Genomic DNA, 22,080 nt, shown 5'->3' on the forward strand with positions numbered 1-22,080 from the left:
GGGCTGTGCTCTGGCCTGGGGGTCCGTGCCGGTCGTCATGCCCGCGCCCTTCGTGAACGTACGCCTCTTCCCGGCAGTCACCGGCTTCGCCGCGTTCGTCCTCGAACGCCGGACGGGCTCGGTGTACCCGACCGGCGTTCGAGGAGCGAAGTCCGGGGCGGAGCCCCGGATCAGTCCTTGATCTCGCAGATCACCGCACCGGAGGTCAGGCTCGCGCCCACCTCCGCCGTGAGGCCCTTGATCGTGCCCGAGCGGTGCGCGTTCAGGGGCTGTTCCATCTTCATGGCCTCCAGGACGACGACGAGGTCGCCCTCGTTGACCTCCTGGCCCTCCTCGACCGCGACCTTGACGATCGTGCCCTGCATGGGCGAGGCGAGGGTGTCACCCGAAGCGGCCGGGCCGGACTTCTTCGCCGCGCGGCGCTTGGGGCGGGCGCCGCCCGCCGCCGCCGTGCGCGCGATCGTCATGCCCAGGGAGGACGGCAGCGAGACCTCAAGACGCTTGCCGCCGACCTCGACGACGACCGTCTCGCGGCCCGGCTCCTCGTCGGCCTCGGCGTCCGCGGCGGGCGCGGCGAAGGCCGGGATGGCGTTGACGAACTCCGTCTCGATCCACCGCGTGTGGACCGTGAACGGGTCGCTGGAGCCGGTCAGTTCGGGCGCGAACGCCGGGTCCTTGACGACGGCGCGGTGGAACGGGATGGCGGTGGCCATGCCCTCCACGTTGAACTCCGCCAGAGCCCGCGCGGCACGCTGGAGCGCCTGCTCGCGCGTCGCCCCGGTCACGATCAGCTTGGCCAGGAGCGAGTCCCAGGCCGGGCCGATGACCGCGCCGGACTCGACGCCCGCGTCCAGGCGGACACCGGGACCGGAGGGAGCCTCGAACTTCGTCACTGTGCCGGGCGCGGGCAGGAAGTTGCGGCCCGGGTCCTCGCCGTTGATGCGGAACTCGAAGGAGTGGCCGCGCAGTTCCGGATCGTCGTAGCCCAGTTCCTCGCCGTCGGCGATGCGGAACATCTCGCGGACCAGGTCGATGCCGGCGACCTCCTCGGTGACCGGGTGCTCCACCTGGAGGCGGGTGTTGACCTCCAGGAAGGAGATGGTCCCGTCCACGCCGACGAGGAACTCCACGGTGCCCGCGCCGACGTAGCCGGCCTCCTTCAGGATCGCCTTGGACGAGGCGTACAACTCCGCGACCTGGGCGTCGGACAGGAACGGCGCCGGGGCCTCCTCCACCAGCTTCTGGTGGCGGCGCTGCAGCGAGCAGTCACGGGTGGAGACGACCACCACGTTGCCGTGCTTGTCGGCCAGGCACTGGGTCTCCACGTGCCGCGGCTTGTCGAGGTAGCGCTCCACGAAGCACTCACCGCGGCCGAAGGCCGCCACGGCCTCGCGCACCGCGGAGTCGTACAGCTCCGGGACCTCTTCGAGGGTGCGGGCGACCTTGAGGCCGCGCCCGCCACCGCCGAACGCCGCCTTGATGGCGATCGGCAGGCCGTTGGCCTCGGCGAAGGCGACGACCTCCTCGGCACCGGAGACCGGGTCGGGTGTGCCCGCGACCAGCGGGGCACCGGCGCGCTGCGCGATGTGCCGCGCGGCGACCTTGTCGCCGAGGTCACGGATGGCCTGCGGCGGCGGGCCGATCCAGATCAGGTCCGCGTCGATGACGGCCTGCGCGAAGTCGGCGTTCTCCGAAAGGAAGCCGTAACCGGGGTGGATCGCGTCCGCCCCTGAATCCTTGGCCGCCGCCAGCACCTTGGAGATGTCCAGGTAGCTGGTGGCCGGAGTGTCACCGCCCAGCGCGAACGCCTCATCGGCCGCCCGGACGTGCAGAGCGTCCCGGTCGGGGTCTGCGTAGACGGCTACGCTCGCGATCCCTGCATCCCGGCATGCCCGAGCAACGCGGACAGCGATTTCGCCACGGTTGGCGATGAGCACCTTGCGCACGATGGCTCCCTCCTTGAAACAAGCCGAGTTTAGGGACTGCCGACACGGCCTTACGACCCGTCCCCGAGGGTGAGCTTGCCCACACGGAGTGTGATGCGAGGCCCGCTCGGTCCGCGAAAACCCTTGTCGCACCACGGTACGCAAGGTCCCTGCCCGGCAGCCTAGCCCGCCGGTGTGGCCAAGGTCTCTGTGAGGCAGCGCTGCGGCGGAGGGGCATTCTTTGTCGAGTCCCTACGAATGGCCCAATGATTCTTTGCCTTCGGCAGGGCCGTTGTCCCGTGGTTTACCGTCCCCCAAGCTCTGAACGAGCAGGGGGTGCCCCCATGTAGCCTTCGCGATGGCTCGACCGTACTAGGGGTAACAGCAGCGGAACGGAAAGAGGGTGGGCGCCGTGGCGCGCAGACCTGTGGCCTGGCTGGGCGCGATCGTTCTCCTCGCGGAAGCGTTCGGCATCGCGCTCCTCAACTGGTTCCTCGGCCTCGTCGTCGACAAGCAGGACATGTCCCTGGCCGGCCTCGACCCGCACGCGATGACCGTGTCGACCTGGATCGCCGGGCTCCTCTTCGGCGGCTATCTCGCGCTGTGCGGCGTCATCCTGGCCCTCACCGGCGCCCGTGACCGCGCACCCGGCCGCTTCGGGCGCCTGCTGCTGATCAGCTGCGCCGTCGTGCACGGGGTACTCGGCGCTTTCTGCGTCGGCCTGGTGGGCTGGCCCGCGTTCGCGTTCATGATGGTCGTACTCGGCCTGGTCGTCCTGCCGCTCGTGGCGTACGACAGGGCGGCCCGGACTACGCCCACAACTGCGTGATGCCCACGTCCAGTTGTCCGAGCAGGCGGCGCAGCAGCGGCAGGGAGAGGCCGATGACGTTGCCGTGGTCGCCCTCGATGCCGTCGATGAACGGCGCGGAGCGGCCGTCCAGCGTGAACGCCCCCGCCACGTGCAGCGGTTCGCCGCTCGCGACGTACGCGGCGATCTCCTCGTCGGAGGGCTCGCCGAAGCGGACCACGGTCGACGCCGTCGCCGACGCGTACTTTCCGGAGGCGGTGTCGTAGACGCAGTGGCCCGTCTGCAGGACGCCCGCGCGGCCGCGCATGGACTTCCAGCGGGCGGTCGCCTCCTCGGCGTCGGCGGGCTTGCCCAGCGCCCGGCCGTCCAGCTCCAGGACCGAGTCGCAGCCGATGACCAGGGCGCCCTTGGCCTCGGGCCGCGCGGCGACCACGGAGGCCTTGGCCTCGGCCAGGGCGAGGGCCAGCTCGGCGGGGGTCGGCGCCGAGACCTTGTCCTCGTCGACGCCGCTGACGATCACCTCGGGGGCGAGACCCGCCTGCCGGAGCAGGCCGAGACGGGCGGGGGACTGCGAGGCGAGCACGAGACGGCGTGGCTGATCACTCATGCGGCCAGCCTAGCGAGCGCCCGGCGCCACGCGCCCGCGGCTCAGTGGATGCCGAGCACGAGCATCGCCACCACCATGGCCAGGGCGAGGACGAGACCGGCACGGCGCATCTTCGCCTGCATGTCCCGCATGTCCTTGGGCGGGTTGTTCTCCGGGTCCGACCACAGCATGGCTCCGATCCTGCGGCCGGGCGGGCCGGGAACGCCTGAGTACGCGTACTCAAGTTCCCCGGCCCGGGGCGGCTACGCGGGCCAGTACGTGCGGCCCCACGTCGTGGGACCGGGCGCCGGCAGCCGGTGGCGGGCCACTCGCGCGGGGTCGGCCCACGCGTCGGGCGGCGCGAGCGCGCCGGACGGCTGGTTCGCCACCGCCGCGGCGCGCGCCTGGACCACCGCCAGTGCGGCGGCCAGCTCCTCCGGGGTCGGGTTGCCCCGTACGACCTTGATCATGACCGCTCCCTGGGGACTAGGGGACTGGGGGACTGGGGGATTGAGGTGGCTAGAGGGGGATGTTGCCGTGCTTCTTCGGAGGGAGGGATTCCCGCTTCGTACGCAGCTGACGCAGCCCGCGCACGAGGTGCGACCGCGTCTCCGACGGCATGATCACGGCGTCGACGTAGCCGCGCTCGGCCGCGGTGTACGGGTTGAGCAGCGCGTCCTCGTACTCCTGGATCAGCTGCGCCCGCGTCGCCTCCTGGGCCCTCTCGTCGCCGGCCGCGGCGATGGTGCGGCGGTGCAGGACGTTGACCGCGCCCTGCGCGCCCATCACCGCGATCTGCGCGGTCGGCCAGGCGAGGTTCAGGTCGGCGCCCAGGTGCTTGGAGCCCATGACGTCGTACGCGCCGCCGAAGGCCTTGCGCGTGATGATCGTGATGAGCGGGACCGTCGCCTCGGCGTAGGCGTAGATGAGCTTCGCGCCGCGGCGGATGATGCCCGTGTGCTCCTGCTCGACGCCCGGCAGGAAGCCCGGCACGTCCACGAAGGTCAGGACCGGCACGTTGAAGGCGTCACAGGTGCGTACGAAGCGCGCGGCCTTCTCGGAGGCGTCGATGTCCAGACAGCCGGCGAACTGCATCGGCTGGTTGGCGACGATGCCCACCGGGCGGCCCTCGACACGGCCGAAGCCGGTGAGGATGTTCGGCGCGAACAGCGGCTGCGTCTCGAAGAACTCGCTGTCGTCGAGGACGTGTTCGAGCACGCCGTGCATGTCGTAGGGCTGGTTCGCGCTGTCCGGGATCAGCGTGTCGAGGGCGCGGTCCTCGTCCGTGAGGTCCAGGTCCGCCTCCTCGGGGAAGGCGGGCGGCTCACTGAGGTTGTTCGACGGCAGGTACGACAGGAGGGACTTGACGTACTCGATGGCGTCCTTCTCGTCGCCCGCCATGTGGTGCGCCACGCCCGACGTCGCGTTGTGGGTGCGGGCGCCGCCGAGCTCCTCGAAGCCGACGTCCTCGCCGGTGACCGTCTTGATGACGTCGGGCCCGGTGATGAACATGTGCGAGGTCTGGTCGACCATCACCGTGAAGTCGGTGATGGCGGGGGAGTACACCGCGCCGCCCGCGCACGGGCCGACGACGAGGCTGATCTGCGGGATCACACCGGAGGCGTGGGTGTTGCGGCGGAAGATCTCGCCGTACATGCCGAGGGCCATCACGCCCTCCTGGATGCGGGCGCCGCCGGAGTCGTTGATGCCGATGACCGGGCAGCCGGTCTTCAGCGCGAAGTCCATGACCTTGACGATCTTCTGGCCGAAGACCTCGCCGAGCGCGCCGCCGAAGACCGTGAAGTCCTGCGAGAACACCGCCACGGGGCGGCTGTCGACGGTGCCGTAACCGGTCACCACGCCGTCGCCGTACGGCCTGTTCTTCTCCAGGCCGAACTGGGTCGAGCGGTGCTGGGCGAACTCGTCGAACTCGACGAAGGAGCCCTCGTCGAGCAGCAGCTCGACCCGCTCACGCGCCGTCAATTTCCCCTTGGCGTGCTGCTTCTCCACCGCGCGGGCCGATCCCGCGTGCGTCGCCTCCTCGATGCGGCGCTGGAGGTCCGCGAGCTTTCCGGCGGTCGTATGGATGTCGATCTCGGACATAGGGATGCGGCTCCCTGCCTGCTCAAAGGTGCGTATGGCGGCTTACGGCTGGCTACTGACCCGTAGCGTATCGGCGCGGATACCGTTCGGCAGTGCGGCGTTTACCACACCTAGGGTGGCTTGCATGACGCCGCCGGATGCTGAAGACAACCGCTGGTCCGACCTCGGTCGGCCGCCCCTGAACGCCGCCTCCCTGCGGCGGACCCTGCTGCGGGAGGGCGGCCTGTGGTCCTCCCTGGACGTGGTGCCCGTCACCGGGTCCACCAACACCGACCTCGCGGCGCGGGCCGACGAGCTGCCCGAGGGCGCGGTGCTCGTCGCCGAGGAGCAGAGCGCGGGGCGCGGGCGGCTCGACCGGCAGTGGTCGGCGCCTGCCCGCTCCGGGCTCTTCTTCTCCGTGCTGCTCAAGCCCGCCGAGGTGCCGGTCGACCGGTGGGGCTGGCTGCCGCTGCTCACCGGCGTCGCCGTCGCCACGGGGCTCTCCCGGGTGGCCGGCGTGGACACGGCACTCAAGTGGCCCAACGATCTCTTGGTGACTGTCGGTGAGGAGGAGCGCAAGGCGGGCGGCATCCTCGCGGAGCGCGCCGGGGGAGCCGCCGGGGGCGTCGTCATCGGCATCGGGCTCAATGTGACGCTGCGTGCGGAAGAGCTGCCGGTGCCCACGGCCGGGTCGCTCGCGCTCGCCGGGGCCTCGACCACGGACCGGGACCCGCTGCTGCGGGCCGTACTGCGCTCTCTTGAGCAGTGGTACGGAGTGTGGCGGGCGGCGGACGGGGACCCGGGCGTCTCCCGGCTCCAGGAGGCGTACGCGGCGGGCTGCGCGACGCTGGGGCGCCGGGTGCGGGCGGAGCTGCCGGGCGACCGCGCGATCGTGGGCGAGGCGGTGGCCGTGGACGGCGACGGCCGTCTGGTCCTCGCCACGGCGGAGGGGGTGCAGGAGCCGGTGGGCGCGGGGGACATCGTGCATCTGCGGGCGGCGGCCCCGTAAGGGGGCGACCCCCGCGGGCCTCCGCGGGCCCCCTCGTGACGGGTCACGGGGAGTCGGGAGTGAGCTGCGGCACACCTGCCGTAAAGTTGGCGCCGGTCGATACCTGACCGCGGCAGATCGGAAGGGCAGCAGGCGTGACCGTCGACGACACGGGCTCCGGCGCGGGCGCACAGCGCGGTCCCGAGGCCGGGACGGACGCCGCCTCCGCGATCCCCGAAGTGGAGGACGAGAAGGCGGACGGCGAGTCCGCGAAGAACCCCCTCGCCCTCCAGCTCGAACAGCTCATCCTCGGCGCGGACCGTCGCTACACCCCCTTCCAGGCGGCGCGCAGCGCGGGCGTCTCGATGGAGCTGGCGTCCCGCTTCTGGCGGGCCATGGGCTTCCCGGACATCGGCCAGGCCAAGGCGCTGACGGAGGCCGACGTCCTCGCCCTGCGGCGGCTCGCCGGTCTGGTGGAGGCGGGGCTGCTGAGCGAGGCCATGGCGGTGCAGGTGGCCCGGTCGACGGGGCAGACCACCGCCCGGCTCGCCGAGTGGCAGATCGACTCGTTCCTTGAGGGGCTGACCGAGCCGCCCGAGCCGGGCATGACCCGTACGGAAGTCACGTACCCCCTGGTCGAGCTGCTCCTTCCCGAGCTGGAGGAGTTCCTCGTCTATGTGTGGCGCCGCCAGCTCGCCGCCGCCACGGGGCGCGTCGTGCAGGCCGCCGACGACGAGGAGATGGTCGACCGGCGGCTGGCCGTCGGCTTCGCGGACCTGGTCGGGTTCACGCGGCTGACCCGTCGTATGGAGGAAGAGGAGCTGGGCGAGCTCGTCGAGGCCTTCGAGACCACCGCCGCGGACCTGGTGGCCGCGCACGGCGGGCGGCTCATCAAGACGCTCGGCGACGAGGTCCTGTACGCCGCCGACGACGCGGGCATCGCCGCGGAGATCTCGCTGCGGCTCATCGAGACCATGGCCAACGACGAGACCATGCCGGAGCTGCGCGTCGGCATCGCCTTCGGGACCGTGACGACGCGCATGGGCGACGTCTTCGGTACGACGGTGAACCTCGCGTCCCGGCTCACGTCGATAGCGCCCCGGGACGCGGTCCTGGTCGACGGGGCGTTCGCCGAGGAGCTGACGCGCACGGGTGACGCGCCCGCCTCGGAGGCGGAGGCCGCGGAGGCGGCCGCCACGGCCGAGAAGGAGGGCGAGGAGCCGCCTTCGTACCGGTTCGCCCTCCAGCCGATGTGGCAGCGGCCCGTGCGCGGCCTCGGCGTCGTCGAGCCGTGGCTCCTGGCCCGCCGTACGTGAGTGCCCCCTCGGGCTCTTCCCGGGGCCGGGCCCGGCTGACATGATCCCGGGGTAACGGTCGTTAACCGGAGGAGGCGTCGGTCATGGGTGACGAGCAGCGGTACGGGGAGCATGTGGCGGTCAGGCGGCACGGCCATGTCGTCGAGCTGGTCCTGGACCGCCCGAAGGCCATGAACGCCGTCTCCTCGGAGATGGCCCGCTCCATCGCCGCCGCCTGCGCCGCCCTCTCCGAGGACCGTGACGCTCGCGTCGTCGTCGTGACGTCCACCCACGACCGGGCGTTCTGTGTCGGCGCCGACCTGAAGGAGCGCAACTCCCTCAGCGACGCCGAGTTGCTGCGGCAGCGGCCCACCTCGCGAGCCTGCTACACCGGCGTACTGGAGCTGCCCGTGCCCACCGTCGCCGCCGTGCGCGGCTTCGCGCTCGGCGGCGGGTTCGAGCTCGCGCTCTCCTGCGACGTGATCGTCGCCGACCCGACCGCCGTCGTCGGGCTCCCCGAGGTGTCCGTCGGCGTCATCCCGGGCGGCGGCGGTACGCAGCTCCTGCCGCGCCGCGTCGGCGCCGCCCGCGCCGCCGAGCTGATCTTCTCGGCGCGGCGCGTGGACGCCGCGGAGGCGCGGGAGTTGGGGCTCGTCGACCTGCTGGTCGGGGAGGGCGAGGCCCGTACGGAAGCGCTCGCGCTGGGCGCCCGCATGGCCGCCAACTCGCCCGTCGGTCTGCGCGCCGCCAAGCGCGCGCTGCGGCTGGGGCACGGCCTCGACCTGCGCGCGGGCCTTGAGGTGGAGGACGCGGCGTGGCGCACGGTGGCGTTCTCGGGGGACCGGGCGGAGGGCGTCGCGGCGTTCAACGAGAAGCGGAAGCCGGAGTGGCCCGGGGAGTAGGGCCCACGCCCGGCACCGGTCATGCCCCGAAGTTCGACATTGCCGTAAACGTCATAGCCTGGAGTGATGGGTGAGGATGTCCGGCTGCGGGCCGTGGTGGAGCTGGCGCAGGCGATGGCCGCCGCGCAGACTCCGCGTGAGTCCTGGCAGGCGGCCGCCCTCGGCGCCTGCCGCGCGCTGAGCGGCAGCTTCGCGGCGCTCTCCGTGTGGGAGCGGGACCTGGGCCGGCTGCGGGTGCTCGTGAACGCGGGCGAACGCGCCGAGGGCGAGGAGGAGTTCCCCGAGCGGGAGGCCTACCCCGTCCACCAGTTCCCGGAGATCACCGAGTTCCTCCACGAGCGCTGGGTCGGCGGCGGTGAGCCCAACGCCTGGGTGGAGACGGCCGAGGGGCCGGAGGGCGGCCGGTTCGCGGGCTACTGCCACCAGCGCGTCACGGCGCTGCGCCGGCGCGGCCGGGGCTGCTGCGTGGTCGCGCCGATCGTGCTGCACGGGCGCGCCTGGGGCGAGCTGTATGTGGCCCGCCCGGTGGGCGCGCCCGTCTTCGGCCGGTCCGACGCCGACTTCGCCACCGTCCTCGCGGCGGTGGCCGCCGCCGGTATCGCCCAGACCGAGCGTCTGGAGGAGGTGCGCCGACTGGCCTTCACGGACGCGCTGACCGGGCTCGCCAACCGTCGCGCGGTGGATCTGCGCCTCGACGAGGCGGTGGAGCGGCACCGTGGCGACGGGGCCGTGGTGAGCCTGGTCGTCTGTGACGTGAACGGCCTCAAGCGGGTCAACGACACCCGGGGGCACGCGGTCGGCGACCGCCTCCTGGAACGCTTCGGGTCGATCCTCTCGCTCTGCGGCGCGATGCTGCCGGGGACGCTGGCCGCGCGGCTCGGCGGCGACGAGTTCTGCCTGCTGTCCGTGGGGCCGACCGCCGACGAGGTGGTGCGGGTCGCCGATGAACTGTGCGTACGGTCCGCCGAGTTGGAGCTGGGTGACGGGGTCGCCTGCGGGGTCGCGTCCACCGGCGACCCGATCGGCCCGGTGCACTCGGCCCGCCGTCTCTTCCGCCTCGCCGACGCGGCCCAGTACCGCGCGAAGGCCGCGCGCGCGGCGAAGCCGGTGGTCGCGGGGCGCGAGGGCCCCGCCGGCGGCCACGACCCGGTGGTCCGCCTCGCCGACTCGCCCCCGCGCACGGACGAGCCGGGGGAGCGGCGGCGCTTCCGGGGGCGGGGGACGCGGCCTCCGGCCTCCGGCGAGTAGGGGCGGCATGCCGGTGATCGGTCGGGGTGTGCCGCGGGCGGCGAAGCGTGGCTGACGCCGGGGTGCGCGGGGCCGTGACAGGGAGCTGACGCCGGGGTGCGCGGGGCCGTGACAGGGAGCTGACGCCGGGGTGCGCGGGGCCGTGACAGGGAGCTGAAGCTGCGGTGCGCGGGGCCGTGACAGGGAGCTGACGCCGGGGTGCGCGGGGCCGCGACAGGGAGCTGAAGCTGCGGTGCGCGGGGCCGCGACAGGCAGCAGCTGATGCCGCCGTGCGCGGGGCCGCGGCAGGCCGCGCGAGAGGGGCGTCGGGCGGCGCGGGGAGCAGGCGCTTCCGGGTGGCGGGTCGCCGCCACGGGACGACGTCCCGCGGTGCGCCCGGCCACCGGCGACGTCGGGGTAAGTGGCTGGTGCTACCTCCACCCGTGACACCTGGCGATTCAATACGTACGCTGCTGAATATGGATATGCACAGCGTGGGCACCGTGGCCCTTGGAACGTCCGGGACGACCGCGGCGGACGTCATCGCCGTCGCGCGCGGGAACGCGCGGATCGAACTGACCGACGAGGCGCGGACCGCCCTCGCCGCGTCGCGCGAGATCATCGACGCGCTCGCGGCCAAGCCCGACCCCGTCTACGGCGTCTCGACCGGCTTCGGCGCCCTGGCCAGCCGCCACATCGGCCCCGACCTCCGCGCCCAGCTCCAGCGCAACATCGTCCGCTCGCACGCGGCCGGCATGGGCCCGAGCGTGGAGCGCGAGGTGGTCCGCGCGCTGATGTTCCTGCGCCTGAAGACGGTCTGCTCGGGCCACACGGGCGTACGCCCCGAGGTCGCTCAGACGATGGCCGACGTCCTGAACGCGGGCATCACGCCGGTCGTCCACGAATACGGCTCGCTCGGCTGCTCCGGTGACCTGGCCCCCCTCAGCCACTGCGCCCTGACGCTGATGGGCGAGGGCGACGCGGAGGGCCCGGACGGCGTGGTGCGGCCCGCGGGCGAGCTGCTCACCGCGCACGGCATCACCCCGGTGGAGCTGCGCGAGAAGGAGGGCCTGGCCCTCCTCAACGGCACCGACGGCATGCTCGGGATGCTGGTGATGGCCCTCGCCGACCTCGACACCCTCTACAAGTCGGCGGACATCACCGCGGCCCTGACCCTCGAAGCGCTCCTCGGCACGGACAAGGTCCTCGCCCCCGAGCTGCACGCCATCCGCCCCCACCCGGGCCAGGCCGCCTCCGCCGCCAACATGCTCGCCGTCCTCGCCGGTTCGGGCCTCACCGGGCACCACCAGGACGACGCGCCGCGCGTCCAGGACGCGTACTCGGTGCGGTGCGCTCCGCAGGTCGCGGGCGCGGGCCGCGACACGCTGGCGCACGCCCGTACCGTCGCCGAGCGCGAGCTGGCGGCCGCGGTCGACAATCCGGTGGTCCTTCCCGACGGCCGCGTGGAGTCGAACGGCAATTTCCACGGCGCCCCGGTCGGCTACGTCCTCGACTTCCTCGCGATCGCCGCCGCCGACCTCGGCTCGATCGCCGAACGCCGCACGGACCGGCTCCTGGACAAGAACCGCTCGCACGGCCTCCCGCCCTTCCTCGCGGACGACGCGGGCGTCGACTCCGGCCTGATGATCGCCCAGTACACGCAGGCGGCCCTGGTCAGCGAGATGAAGCGGCTCGCGGTCCCGGCCTCCGCCGACTCGATCCCGTCCTCCGCGATGCAGGAGGACCACGTGTCGATGGGCTGGTCGGCCGCACGCAAACTCCGTACCGCCGTCTCCAACCTGACCCGCATCGTGGCGATCGAGCTGTACGCCGCCACACGCGCCGTCGAACTCCGCGAGGGCCTCACCCCGGCCCCCGCCACGCAGGCGGTCGTCGAGGCCATCCGCAAGGCGGGCGTCGAGGGCCCCGGCCCGGACCGCTTCCTCGCCCCGGACCTGGCGGCGGCCGACGCCTTCGTACGCTCGGGCGCGCTGCTCGCGACGGTGGAGGGGGTGACGGGGGCCTTGGCCTGACATCTCGGGGCCGGGGGCCGGGGGCCAGTGGTTCAGGCAAGCCGGTGTTCCCAGCGTAGCGAGGGGCTCCGGTCGATCCAGTACAGGTGTGATGCGGCGGTCACACGGAGCCGAATGGCGCCGATGTCCGGCCCCCCGGCGTCTTGCCAGGCGACAAGAGAGCGTTCGATGTCGTCCCACAGAGCCACGGGGCCGCCTTGGCGGACGGTCCAGCTCTCGCCGTCGGCGGTGAATTCGGCGAACGACTCCCGCTCCGGATCGAACAGGTATCGCAAGGGCGGGCCGTCGGCGTGGGCGGCGCGGACAAACTGTGCGCCGGGTGCGGCCAGCTGCTGAGCGTACGCGCGACCTGTACGCCGCTGCCGAGGTGCGCCTACTTGGCGTCATCGCCCGGCGGACTCGACGCGCCAGGGTGGGGGCGAGGCAAGCTAGCTGCCGTTCAGTCGCTGCGCGCCTCATCGGGCGTAGTCGACGAGTTGCCGCACCGTGCCGCAGACAGGAAGCGGCGGAGAACATTGCGCCAACCGCGTCTACACCGAAGATTCCGCCAAGCTCGGCCGACTCACTGGTCGCAAGAAACGCCCCCACGCTCAGCCGCATAGACGATCACTCCGGCCGATTCCCTTCACTCCGCCCGACGGCTGCGGCGCATTACCATCAGGCGAGCAGCCGTTCGGGGGTCACGAGCCTTGCCCGCTCGTACAGGGCGCGGGCGTGATGGTTCTTGAGGTACGGCCGGATGCGCCGGTACATCGTGTTCACGCGTGTGTCGCACTGCCCGGATTCCACATGCGGATAGATCTCCACGACCTTGCCCCATGTGTCGCACGCCGCTTCGAGGTGACCGAGTTCGAGTTGGCGCTCAGCCTGGATGGACAGGAAACGGACGCGGTTGCGGCGGAACGTGTGGTGACGAAGGTTGTCCGACTCCTGTAGGGACTCGATCGACCCCTTCACGTCGCCGAGTTCGTACCGGATCTGTCCGATGTGGTACAGGAGCGATGACGGGTTGTAGGACGCGAATGTCGTAGCGCGAGACTCGGCTTTCTCCATGGCTGTCTCGGCTTCCCGCAGGTACAGCAGCGCGTTGTTTCGGTCGCCAATCTCCGCGGACGCATGGGCCTGTTGCCCGGCGAGGAAGGCGCGCATCCGGGGGCCCGCTTGTGGTGATGCTGCCGCGGCTGACTCGGCGAGGCGCATGGCTGTCTGTCCGTGGCCGAGGTCGACCGCCTGAACGCTCATGCCTCGCAACGTGGTGCAGTAGGTGAGGTGGTCCTTGGCGGCTCCGGCCAGTTCCAACGCCTTGAGGTAGTAGCCCTGTGCGAGGCCGTGCAAGCCCTCATCCACGGCCATGTAGCCCGTCAGGTAGCAGAGATCAGAAGCGGCGGATTTCATCGCGTCCCGTACGTGCTCGGGGCCGTCGGCTAGGAGCGCGGGCGCCACCGTGTTGACGAGGAACGCCGCGGCCATGGGGCGCGCGTAGCGACCGCCGAACTCGTCGTCCAAGTCAGAAACGCGCTCGGTCATGGCGATGACCATGTCGACGTCACTCATGCCGATGTGTTGGGTCCGGCCCATCGTGACCGCTTCGGCACGCCCGATCACGTCCGGCCATCCGGGGATGGTGAGCGCGACAGAGAAGAGACTGGCCCCAAGAATGCTCCGCCGGGACGGGTCCATGTCTTGCCTCCCAAGCTCGATCAGCCCCTCCACCGTAAGCGGCGGTCGCTGCTCTTGATCGGCTGGAGCTGGGAAACCCGCCTCTGCATGGGTCACGGGGCGGCGCAGGCGGCGCGCGAACGCCTCGACGACGACGCGGCGCACGGCCGCACTACGGGGGGTCGTCCCGCCTAACCAGTGGTGGACCGCCGAACCGTTGTACTTGAGGGGCGTCGCGTCTTCCGCCCCAACCCGGTTCACTGCGCGGGCGCATTGGCTCAGTGTCCAGCCGCTTTCGGCGAACAGGCGTTGCAGGGGCGCATTCGGCATAGCTGCTCAACTCCCTGCGCCCGTAGGCGCTTTAAACGCTCTAAAGCCGCCGCTCTGCGCCAACGGTACCGCCGCGCGTAGTCGTGCGGTTGCTTAGAGCCAGGAGAGATCACCGCCGAGGTACAAGGAATCCGCATGGTCACGGACGACGAAGCGACGCGGCTCGAATCCGGGGTCGGCGACGAGAGACCCCCGGATGCGGTACGACAGCCGGCCAAGGCAGATCGGCCGATGAGTGAGGCTCACCCGGACCTGTGGGCCAAGGTCGAGTCAGCCAACGCGCGAAGCTGCGGAGTGCTGTCATGACGCGCCGAACCTTGGGGCGCTGGACCATCAGGCCGCACCGTGATGTTGATGCGCCGCCCACGACGTACGCCTTCCGGTGTCTCACACAGTACGAGGACGGCAAGCCTTGCGGGGCGGAGTCGAAGGAGTCCGAGGCCGACGACGGCAACCACTGGATCACCGGGTCTTGCTGGGGCTGGTGCGGAAGGAGCGAGGCCCGAGTCTTGTGGATGGGCCCCGCGCAGACGACTGGGCACGTCATCGCTGATCTCTATTACTGCGGGCCGTGCGTCGATCGGCTGCACCACCGCACCGTGCTGAACGCGCGCCGAGCGGTGCCGCCCACACGGCCGCTTCCCGCCGATCGACTGCCGCAGCACACAGGGCAGGGCGGGCCCAGCGAGACCCGTGATCTCCCCGCTACCGATCGGGCTGGCGAGGGCAACCAACCCCCCGACCGGTAGCGGGGCACCACGCCCGTGTCAGGCCGACGGAGGACAAGCCATGTGCGTTGACCACCACGAGGACACCCCGCGCGAGTCCGACGCGTCCAAGCCCGCCCCCGCACTGGAGCCGTGGGGCGTGCCTCGCCAAGGGGCAGTGCTGCCCCCACGGCAGCACTGTCACCGCTAAGCCCCCGTCCGGCCGCCTGCTTTGACGGTCGACAGCCGGACGGGCCAGCTCCGCAGCAACCGCCGCGGGGTCTGCTTCAACCCTAGGAGAGCAACGCCATGAACGTTGACGACCTGTTCACCGGAGACCTGATCACCGGGGTTCCCGCGATGGACGCCGCATTGATGGACAAGATGCCCGGCGGCGGCGACAACAACGGCGATCACTGCTCCACCAAGTGATCCGTCCCTGATGTGCGGCGGGGCGAGGCTGACCGGGCCTCGCCCCGCCGTGCCCGTGAGAGAGGCAATCCCGTGCTTTCGCTACGTCTCCGCCTGGCGACCTTGAGCCGTTGAACTGGCAGTGGGAAAACGGCCGCTGGGCCTGCGGGGAAAGCTGGATCGCGCCCGCGAACGTGTCGGCTCTCGTCGCCGTACTCAACAACGACGATCCGCAGCGAGTGACCCTCACGGTGAGGGAGTTCAAGGGCGACGAGGCGGAATTCGCGGCGGTCGTGATCAAACCTGGCGAGGTCCGGCTTTCAGCGGGCCTGTTCGGCACTGCTCCGCTGTATCTCGTGGTCATCGGCGACGTGCTGTACGCGTCGTGGGACATCGCCGACTTGCGCCAGCACCTACGGCCCGACCGGCTCGTACCGCGCGCGGTAGCCCGAGCGCTGACCAGGCAGCACCGGTACACCACGGACACCCTGTTTGAGGGGGTGCATCGACTCACTGAGCGCGCCTCGGCCGTGTTCGCCTCGTCGGGGCTCGCCATGATCTACCCGCCGCCCGCCGCGCATGTCTTGGAGCCCCGGCCCCTGCGCCGCGGAGTGGACCCGTTGGGCGTGTTCGACGCACTGCTGAACGAGGCCGTAGAGGAAGCCCCGGTGGCGACCGGGTGCGTAGGCGTCGAACTCTCAGGCGGAGCGGACTCAGGCAACGTCGCCCTGTCCGTAGGTGCCGCCGGGTACGGCCAGACCTACAGCTTCGGACTGCTCATGGGCGGAGCCATCGGAACCCAACAGCGTGAGCGCCGACGGGCGCTGATCGACCATCTCGGCTTCCGGGACACGGCCGTCCCCGCTATGCAGCATCCGCCGTTCGTACCGGGCGGGGCGCGCGCCCTTGGCACACCCCATGATCCCGCGGGGGCGTTCTACCAAGAGGCGTTCGATGTGGTGCGTCAACAGGTGGCGGCGCGGGGCTGCGAGGTCATCTTTACCGGGACCGGTGGGGACGAGATCAACGCCTGTCACTCACGGACAACGGCCGAACTCCCCGCACCCGAGCCGGTTCCCTGGCTCACGAGCCAGGGAAGGGAAGCGGTCGCCGACGTGGACGGCAACCTAGCCCCGATCCCGGTTCTGCCCCTGCCGGCCCTTATGGCGAGCGGGCTGCACAACCCTGCATATCTGCGCATTGGTGTCTGGCCACTGAACCCGCTGGTGCATCCCCGCATCGTGCGGTTCATGGAACAGCTCCCCAAAGAGCACAAGCGGGGCAAGGCCCTGTTCCGCGAGCGGCTACGGCGGGCGGGCCTACCCGAGTCCGTCGCAGCGCCAGCGGAGCCTGAGAACTTCCTGGCGGTCATGGAAGCGGGGTTGCGTACCTACGGACTCCCCCTCCTGGATGGAATGTTGCGGGAATCCCTGCTCGTCGATCTCGGCTACGTTGACCCCAAGGCGCTCGCTGTGGCCCGCGAGCGCGCCGAACGCGCGCCGACAGTGCCCGACCTGCTCTGCGACACACTCGCCCTGGAAATCGGGCTGCGGGCCCTCGCATGAGCATCCTCGACGCGGAGGCCGAGCGCCATGGAAGCTACCAACCTCTTCTACCGGGACCCCGCCCTTTACGACGCCGTGCAGGCGGACAGCGATACCGCGGAGACGTGCCAAACGCTGATCGACCAGCACCGGCCGGACGCTGCCACGCTGGTCGACTTCGGATGCGGCACCGGGCGAGACCTGGAGATTCTTGCGAAGCGGTTCGAGTGCGTCGGCGTGGATCTACAGGAACGCATGGTCGCGCACGCACGCCAAACCCGCCCCGGCCTTGATATCCGGACCGGCGACATGCGTGCGTACCGGCTCGGCCGCCGCGTGGACGCTGTGACGTGCCTCGGCAACTCGCTGGCCTACGTGCACGACAACAGCGCGCTACAGGACGTGTTCGCGACCTTCGCAGCGCACGCGCGCCCCGGCGCGGTCCTCGTGCTCTGCTCTCCCGTGTCGCCGATCGTCCAGGCAGAGCCTACAACCGCCACCGTCGAGACCTCAGACACACGAGCCACGGTCACCGTTCGGTACGACTGGGATCTACGGACGCAGATCAACACCATGCACAGGCTGTGGACATTCGAGTCCGGCGATGAAGCTCGGGACGTGATCCGGCGCCGGGTCCTGTTTCCACGCGAGTTGGAGCACTACGCGACCGGAGCGGGGTTCGAGGTGGTCGACATGGCGAACGAGTCCGAGCCAGGAACGCTCACCGGACCGACCGCGTACACCGTGGCGCGCTACTGGCCGTGACCGCTGCGAGCTATTCGCTGCTGTCGCCCTCGGCCTCGCCTGGCACCTGAACGTACGTGCCGCGCTGCGGAACAACGAAGAGCAGATCGGGGCTTGCAGTCTCCCCGAGCAATACGCGCGCGCAGGATGCCCGCGAGCTGCTCGAACGGGGGCTCGGGGGCGTCGCGCTCGATCACGTCATCAGGGCCGTACTCCATGCCTAGGACGCTAGCGGCACTCTGACGACACCGCACTTATGGGTACGTAAGTCGACGTCCCTTGACGTACCTTTACAAGGGCTTACGTAGCTTGACTTCAAGGTCAGGTAGCTCCCAAGGTCGGAATTCGTCCGCGATGCGGCGGATGAAGCACGTGGAGCGGGCGGGTCGAGGGCGATGTCCTCCGTGCGGTCCATGAGGAGGGCGTACTTCTGCACCTGTGCTTCGGCGTCCAGACAGGAGGGTGCCGTGCGAGAAGGGGATCTTCCGCAGCGTTACCGTGTCGCGCTCGCCTCCGTGAGTGTCTGGGCTGCTCGCGGGTGGTGGTGGCGCCGCCGATCCGCATGCGCAGGGCGGCTTCCCGGACTAGCAGTGCGGGGAACGGCCCTGGCGGTGAAGGGCAGTTATGAGCGCGTGGAGTTGGCGCGGGCCTGTGGTGAGAACGGCTTCGGGGTAGTCGTCGCTCTCCCGGAGGTGGACCGTCCCGTGAGGGGTGGCCGCGATGTATACACAGTTGGCGGCTTCGGCGCTAAATGTCGACTTCTGCCAATGCAGCTCAGGCATGGGGGTCCTCAGGTGTCGCGGGCGATGTGCTCGATGAGGGTGCGGGACTTGCCCTCGGAGAGGGCGCGGGCGTCCATACGTCCCAGTACGGAGCGGTAGCGCTCCAACTGTGCCTCCGCGTCCAGGAAAACGCACCCGTGATCGGTATCCAGGACCACGCTGTCCAACTGAGGGACCGGTCCGAGGGCGTAGGTGATCGGCTGGCCCGATGCGGGGAACCCGACTTCCCCGAAGGGGATGACCCGCAGGCTGATGGTGCTCTGTCCGCTCATCTCCACGAGGTACTCGAGTTGCTTGCGGGCCACCTCGGGTCCTCCGAAGCCCATGCGGAGAGCTGCCTCGTGGACGATGGCCCGGTACGGCGTCGGCGTGGCTGCGAAGAGGACGGCCTGGCGTTTCACGCGGTACGAGACGCGGTGCTCGATCTCGTGCTGACGAAGAGGTGGAACCGACTCGCGCATAGTGGCGCGGGCATGGTCTGTGGTCTGCAGCAGGCCCGGAACATGGATGGTGACCGCCACACGCAGCTCTTCCGCGTGGTACTCCAGTTCGGCCAGGTCGAGCAGGCCGGACGGGAGCGTGTCGCGGTACTCCTCCCACCAACCGCGCTTGCGCCCGCCGGTCATATCGGCAAGGGCGTCGACGTACCGCTCGTCGGCGCAGGTGTAGTGGCGCGCGAGTGTGCGGACGCGGTCGGCGCTCACTGCGTAGCGTCCCGCCTCGATGTTGCTGATGCGGGCCTGTGGGCCGCCGAGCAGGGCGGCAGCCGCGGTCGAGGTGAGTCCGGCTCGCTCGCGGAGCTTGCGCAGTTCGGCGCCCAGACGCTGCTGGCGCAGGGTCACGCTGGTGCTGGGTGGCATCGGCGATCACATTCCTTGCTGCATACCGGAGGTGTCACCCACACGAGTGGGAATGGAAGCTCTTCGCAGCTTCAATGGAAGACCTTACATTTCCACCGCTACGGTGTGGGGCGTAGGCCGCTCAACTGGCCCCGCCAGTAAGCCGGAAGCGCACCGCGAGCCCGCGGCATGCCACCGCCCGGCGCAGCCCTGGAGCGGGCAAGTTCCCTCACCGCAGGAGGCGTCATGGTCACCGTATCCCCGCCGCACCCCCTCGTGTTGCCGCTCGCCGAAGACGATCCATGGACCTACGCCCTTCAGTTGCCGCACGACGCCCGTGCCCCGCGCGTCGCCCGCAGCACGCTCCGGGTGGTGCTGGCCACGCACGGCCTCACCGGACTCGCGGAGACAGCCGAGTTGGTGACGTCCGAGCTGGTCAGCAACGCCTACCTGTATGCCGAAGGGGGCGCCACCCTGCGGCTTCGCGCGCTGGGCGGCTTCGGGTGAGCGTCTGGGACTCCAACCCGCATATCCCCCCTCCCTTCGACCGGAGGCCCGGCGCCGCCGGCCCGTGCCCGGCGCCGGTCGACGCGGATGGTGGGCGCGGGCTCTTCCTCGTATGTCACTACGCGGACGCGTGGGGCGGCTATCCGCTGGGCGGTGATCTCTTCGCGGGCGGAGGGAAGCTGCTGTGGTGCGAGCTGAGCCGCCACGCGGAATCCGACGGAGGAGCGCCCGCTCAGTAAGCCGCGCCGCCCGCTCCCTCCGCCCGTTCTCTCCGGGCCGAGAACGCGACGAAGCCCGCCCCGAGACCCAGGAACGCCGTGCCCCCGATCACGTACGGAGTCGTGTCGAAGCCGCCCGTATCGGCCAGGCGACCCCCGTGTGCGGAGGTCGCGGTCGAGGTCTGGCTCCGGTCGCCGTGAGGGGACTCGTGCGACGCGGAAGCGGACGTCGCGTTCGCGGAGGGGACGAACCACAGGGCGCCGAGGAGGGCTCCGGCGGCGGTGGCGGTCAGCATGGATCGACGTGCGGACACGGAATCGGATCCCCCTTGTGGTGCTGGCGAATTGGCCGTGTGGGGCGATGGTAGTGAAAGGCGCGGGTCGCGGGAAAGTCGCGGGGGAGTCGGGCCGTACGCTCCGTCGTATGACTGGTGACGAGACATCACGGTATGTGCGGCTGCGGGTGGAAATGGTGGTGGAGGTGGATGACGTCGAAAAGCTGACCGGTACCGCCCTCGGCCGCATCGGGGCGGATGAGCGGATGCCCGCCGAGGAGCGCGCGCACGCGGAGGCCGCCGTCAAGGAGGACGCCGCTGAGGCGCTCGCCTATCTGGTGGACCCGTTCGACCTGGTCGGCGAGGTGCCCGGGGTCGAGCTCACGCAGGCCTCATGGAGCAGCGAGATGGTCGACTACGACCCCGATTCGCCGGACTGGGATCTGGGCGAGGACGGTGACGAGGACGAGGACGAGGTCGGCGAGGACGATGAGGATGACGAACTCGTCTAGTCGGCAGCGGTATCCGGATTGAGGTATGCGGAATCGGGGACCCCGGACAGCAACCGCCGTCCGGGGTCCTGTCGTCCCACCGTGCACAGTGATCGGTTTCCCCGTGGGCCGTCCCATGCCGCACAGTGGTGACAGGGGGCGGTTCCAGTACCGCGGACGTGGTGTTCCCCACATTCCGTCCGGTAGTGGAACGGGACGAACCGGGCAGGACGTTATGCGGGGTTACCGGGACTCGGTTACGGGGACTCCCGGGTCGGCGTCTGCTTTGGGGATTCGGCTTTGGGATTCGGCAACTATGGAGATGCGTGTGATGACGGACAGTAGGCGTCGCAAGCGCGGACGTGGACGCAAGGGCCTTGCGGCCGTGTCCGCTGTCGTCGGCGGCGTGCTCGTGCTCTCGGCGTGCAGCGGCGACGACGGCGACAAAGCCTCCGGTGGCAAGGAGTCGCAGAACCAGGTCGACGAGGCGGCGGCCAAGAAGACCTCCGCCGCCCGGATCGAGATCGCGCCGAGGAACGGCTCCGACAACGCCAGCATCAACAGCGCGGCCGGGGTGACGGTCAGCAAGGGCACGCTCACCGCCGTGACCATGAAGACCGCCGCCGGGCAGGCCGTGGCCGGTCAGATATCCGCTGACAAGAAGAGCTGGAAGCCCAGCGCCCAGCTCGAACGCGCCACGAAGTACAAGATCTCGGCGACCGCCAAGGACTCCGAGGGCCGCAAGGCGCACGAGAACTCGTCGTTCACGACCGTCTCGCGGGCCAACAGCTTCATCGGCAGCTTCACGCCCGAGGACGGCTCCACGGTCGGCGTCGGCATGCCCGTGTCGATCAACTTCGACAAGGGCATCACGAACAAGAAGGACGTCCAGTCCGCGATCAAGGTGTCGTCCGACAGCGGGCAGGAGATCGTCGGCCACTGGTTCGGCGCGAACCGCCTGGACTTCCGCCCCGAGGACTACTGGAAGGGCGACTCCACCGTCACCCTGAAGATGAACCTCGACGGCGTCGAGGGCGCCGACGGGGTCTACGGCGTCCAGCAGAAGACCGTCCAGTTCAAGATCGGGCGCAACCAGGTCTCCATCGTCGACGCCAAGACCAAGACGATGAAGGTGACGCGGGACGGAAAGGTCGTGAAGACCATCCCGATCTCCGCGGGCTCGCCCGAGAACAAGACGTACAACGGCAAGATGGTGATCTCCGAGATGTTCAAGGAGACCCGCATGGACGGCGCCACCGTGGGCTTCAAGGACGGTGACGGCAAGGGCGAGTACGACATCAAGGACGTACCGCACGCCATGCGTCTGTCGAACTCGGGCACGTTCATCCACGGTAACTACTGGGGCTCGCCGTCGATCTTCGGCAGCGCCAACACCAGCCACGGCTGCATCGGCCTGGAGGACGCCAAGGGCGCCGGCGACAAGTCAAAGCCGGGCGCGTGGTTCTTCGACAACACCATCACCGGTGACGTCGTGGACGTCCGTAACACCGGTGACAAGGTCATCGCCCCGGACAACGGCCTCAACGGCTGGAACATGGACTGGGCGCAGTGGAAGGCCGGCTCCGCCGTCTGATCCCACGCCCCGCACGGCCGTACGGAACGGCCGCGGCCCATGTGTGGGGCTCCGTATTCCGGACAACGAGTGGGGACGGAACGTGCGAGGCGCCCCGTGACGCGGGTGCCGCGGGGCGCCATTGGAGCTGTGC

At 70.4% G+C, this 22,080-nt stretch carries 23 protein-coding genes; 13 read left to right on the forward strand and 10 right to left on the reverse strand.

Going from position 1 to position 22,080, the window contains the following annotated elements:
- Positions 1–170: 170 nt before the first annotated feature.
- A complete protein-coding gene (locus tag ACWDVB_RS09405; RefSeq protein WP_451514966.1) occupies positions 171–1,946 on the reverse strand; it encodes an acetyl/propionyl/methylcrotonyl-CoA carboxylase subunit alpha in 1,776 nt (591 codons plus the stop codon).
- A gap of 391 nt (positions 1,947–2,337) precedes the next feature.
- On the opposite strand from ACWDVB_RS09405, the gene ACWDVB_RS09410 reads away from it, so the two are divergent.
- Positions 2,338–2,754: a hypothetical protein gene (locus ACWDVB_RS09410; RefSeq protein ID WP_451514967.1), complete on the forward strand. Its 417-nt coding sequence runs from the start codon at positions 2,338–2,340 to the stop codon at positions 2,752–2,754.
- Here ACWDVB_RS09410 and ACWDVB_RS09415 read toward each other — a convergent pair.
- The 4 genes from ACWDVB_RS09415 to ACWDVB_RS09430 form a co-directional block, all read right to left on the reverse strand.
- A complete protein-coding gene (locus tag ACWDVB_RS09415; protein ID WP_451514968.1) occupies positions 2,735–3,340 on the reverse strand; it encodes a nucleoside triphosphate pyrophosphatase in 606 nt (201 codons plus the stop codon). The two genes, ACWDVB_RS09410 and ACWDVB_RS09415, sit on opposite strands and share 20 nt — an antisense overlap.
- A gap of 41 nt (positions 3,341–3,381) precedes the next feature.
- The gene (gene mmpB, locus ACWDVB_RS09420) at positions 3,382–3,510 is read right to left on the reverse strand and encodes a morphogenic membrane protein MmpB (protein ID WP_451514969.1); all 129 of its coding nucleotides are present in this window, start codon (positions 3,508–3,510) and stop codon (positions 3,382–3,384) included.
- Between the two features lie 72 nt (positions 3,511–3,582).
- Complete coding sequence (locus ACWDVB_RS09425; protein WP_451514970.1) at positions 3,583–3,789, reverse strand: acyl-CoA carboxylase epsilon subunit; 207 nt, start codon at positions 3,787–3,789, stop codon at positions 3,583–3,585.
- 49 nt (positions 3,790–3,838) lie between these two features.
- Positions 3,839–5,422 carry an acyl-CoA carboxylase subunit beta gene (locus ACWDVB_RS09430; RefSeq protein WP_451514971.1) on the reverse strand — a complete coding sequence of 528 codons (1,584 nt, stop codon included), beginning with the start codon at positions 5,420–5,422 and terminating at the stop codon, positions 3,839–3,841.
- Between the two features lie 124 nt (positions 5,423–5,546).
- Here ACWDVB_RS09430 and ACWDVB_RS09435 point away from each other — a divergent pair, with 124 nt between their 5' ends.
- The 5 genes from ACWDVB_RS09435 to hutH all read left to right on the forward strand — a co-directional run bounded on the left by ACWDVB_RS09435 (position 5,547) and on the right by hutH (position 11,846).
- Positions 5,547–6,410, forward strand: a complete 864-nt coding sequence (locus ACWDVB_RS09435; RefSeq protein WP_451514972.1) for a biotin--[acetyl-CoA-carboxylase] ligase — start codon at positions 5,547–5,549, stop codon at positions 6,408–6,410.
- A 134-nt stretch (positions 6,411–6,544) separates the two neighbouring features.
- Positions 6,545–7,705, forward strand: a complete 1,161-nt coding sequence (locus ACWDVB_RS09440; RefSeq protein WP_451514973.1) for an adenylate/guanylate cyclase domain-containing protein — start codon at positions 6,545–6,547, stop codon at positions 7,703–7,705.
- Between the two features lie 83 nt (positions 7,706–7,788).
- Positions 7,789–8,586, forward strand: coding sequence for an enoyl-CoA hydratase/isomerase family protein (locus ACWDVB_RS09445; RefSeq protein ID WP_451514974.1), 798 nt, complete (start codon positions 7,789–7,791; stop codon positions 8,584–8,586).
- A 66-nt stretch (positions 8,587–8,652) separates the two neighbouring features.
- Positions 8,653–9,834, forward strand: coding sequence for a diguanylate cyclase domain-containing protein (locus tag ACWDVB_RS09450; RefSeq protein WP_451514975.1), 1,182 nt, complete (start codon positions 8,653–8,655; stop codon positions 9,832–9,834).
- A 473-nt stretch (positions 9,835–10,307) separates the two neighbouring features.
- Positions 10,308–11,846 (forward strand): histidine ammonia-lyase, encoded by a 1,539-nt coding sequence (gene hutH, locus ACWDVB_RS09455; RefSeq protein ID WP_451515035.1) that lies wholly within the window; start codon positions 10,308–10,310, stop codon positions 11,844–11,846.
- Positions 11,847–11,878: 32 nt separating this feature from the next.
- Here hutH and ACWDVB_RS09460 read toward each other — a convergent pair whose 3' ends face one another.
- Together ACWDVB_RS09460 and ACWDVB_RS09465 are read right to left on the reverse strand one after the other, a co-directional pair.
- Positions 11,879–12,121, reverse strand: coding sequence for a hypothetical protein (locus tag ACWDVB_RS09460; protein ID WP_451514976.1), 243 nt, complete (start codon positions 12,119–12,121; stop codon positions 11,879–11,881).
- Between the two features lie 382 nt (positions 12,122–12,503).
- On the reverse strand, positions 12,504–13,835 hold the full coding sequence (locus tag ACWDVB_RS09465) for a tetratricopeptide repeat protein (protein ID WP_451514977.1): 1,332 nt from the start codon (positions 13,833–13,835) through the stop codon (positions 12,504–12,506).
- 302 nt (positions 13,836–14,137) lie between these two features.
- On the opposite strand from ACWDVB_RS09465, the gene ACWDVB_RS09470 reads away from it, so the two are divergent.
- From ACWDVB_RS09470 to ACWDVB_RS09485, 4 genes are all read left to right on the forward strand, one after another.
- Complete coding sequence (locus ACWDVB_RS09470) at positions 14,138–14,584, forward strand: DUF7848 domain-containing protein (RefSeq protein WP_451514978.1); 447 nt, start codon at positions 14,138–14,140, stop codon at positions 14,582–14,584.
- Positions 14,585–14,851: 267 nt separating this feature from the next.
- Complete coding sequence (locus ACWDVB_RS09475; protein ID WP_365824858.1) at positions 14,852–14,974, forward strand: hypothetical protein; 123 nt, start codon at positions 14,852–14,854, stop codon at positions 14,972–14,974.
- Between the two features lie 110 nt (positions 14,975–15,084).
- Complete coding sequence (locus ACWDVB_RS09480; protein WP_451514979.1) at positions 15,085–16,518, forward strand: asparagine synthase-related protein; 1,434 nt, start codon at positions 15,085–15,087, stop codon at positions 16,516–16,518.
- Between the two features lie 27 nt (positions 16,519–16,545).
- Complete coding sequence (locus ACWDVB_RS09485) at positions 16,546–17,262, forward strand: class I SAM-dependent methyltransferase (RefSeq protein ID WP_451514980.1); 717 nt, start codon at positions 16,546–16,548, stop codon at positions 17,260–17,262.
- A 563-nt stretch (positions 17,263–17,825) separates the two neighbouring features.
- On the opposite strand, the gene ACWDVB_RS09490 is transcribed toward ACWDVB_RS09485, so the two are convergent.
- Complete coding sequence (locus ACWDVB_RS09490; RefSeq protein ID WP_451514981.1) at positions 17,826–18,023, reverse strand: DUF397 domain-containing protein; 198 nt, start codon at positions 18,021–18,023, stop codon at positions 17,826–17,828.
- 8 nt (positions 18,024–18,031) lie between these two features.
- Positions 18,032–18,883: a helix-turn-helix domain-containing protein gene (locus ACWDVB_RS09495; protein ID WP_451514982.1), complete on the reverse strand. Its 852-nt coding sequence runs from the start codon at positions 18,881–18,883 to the stop codon at positions 18,032–18,034.
- 225 nt (positions 18,884–19,108) lie between these two features.
- On the opposite strand from ACWDVB_RS09495, the gene ACWDVB_RS09500 reads away from it, so the two are divergent.
- Positions 19,109–19,369, forward strand: a complete 261-nt coding sequence (locus tag ACWDVB_RS09500; protein WP_451514983.1) for a hypothetical protein — start codon at positions 19,109–19,111, stop codon at positions 19,367–19,369.
- Between the two features lie 232 nt (positions 19,370–19,601).
- Here ACWDVB_RS09500 and ACWDVB_RS09505 read toward each other — a convergent pair whose 3' ends face one another.
- Positions 19,602–19,883: an LPXTG cell wall anchor domain-containing protein gene (locus tag ACWDVB_RS09505; protein ID WP_451515036.1), complete on the reverse strand. Its 282-nt coding sequence runs from the start codon at positions 19,881–19,883 to the stop codon at positions 19,602–19,604.
- A gap of 128 nt (positions 19,884–20,011) precedes the next feature.
- On the opposite strand from ACWDVB_RS09505, the gene ACWDVB_RS09510 reads away from it, so the two are divergent.
- Positions 20,012–20,374 carry a hypothetical protein gene (locus ACWDVB_RS09510; protein WP_451514984.1) on the forward strand — a complete coding sequence of 121 codons (363 nt, stop codon included), beginning with the start codon at positions 20,012–20,014 and terminating at the stop codon, positions 20,372–20,374.
- Between the two features lie 310 nt (positions 20,375–20,684).
- Complete coding sequence (locus ACWDVB_RS09515; RefSeq protein ID WP_451514985.1) at positions 20,685–21,947, forward strand: L,D-transpeptidase; 1,263 nt, start codon at positions 20,685–20,687, stop codon at positions 21,945–21,947.
- Positions 21,948–22,080 lie beyond the last annotated feature (133 nt).

This window comes from Streptomyces sp. NPDC003379 (assembly GCF_053589195.1).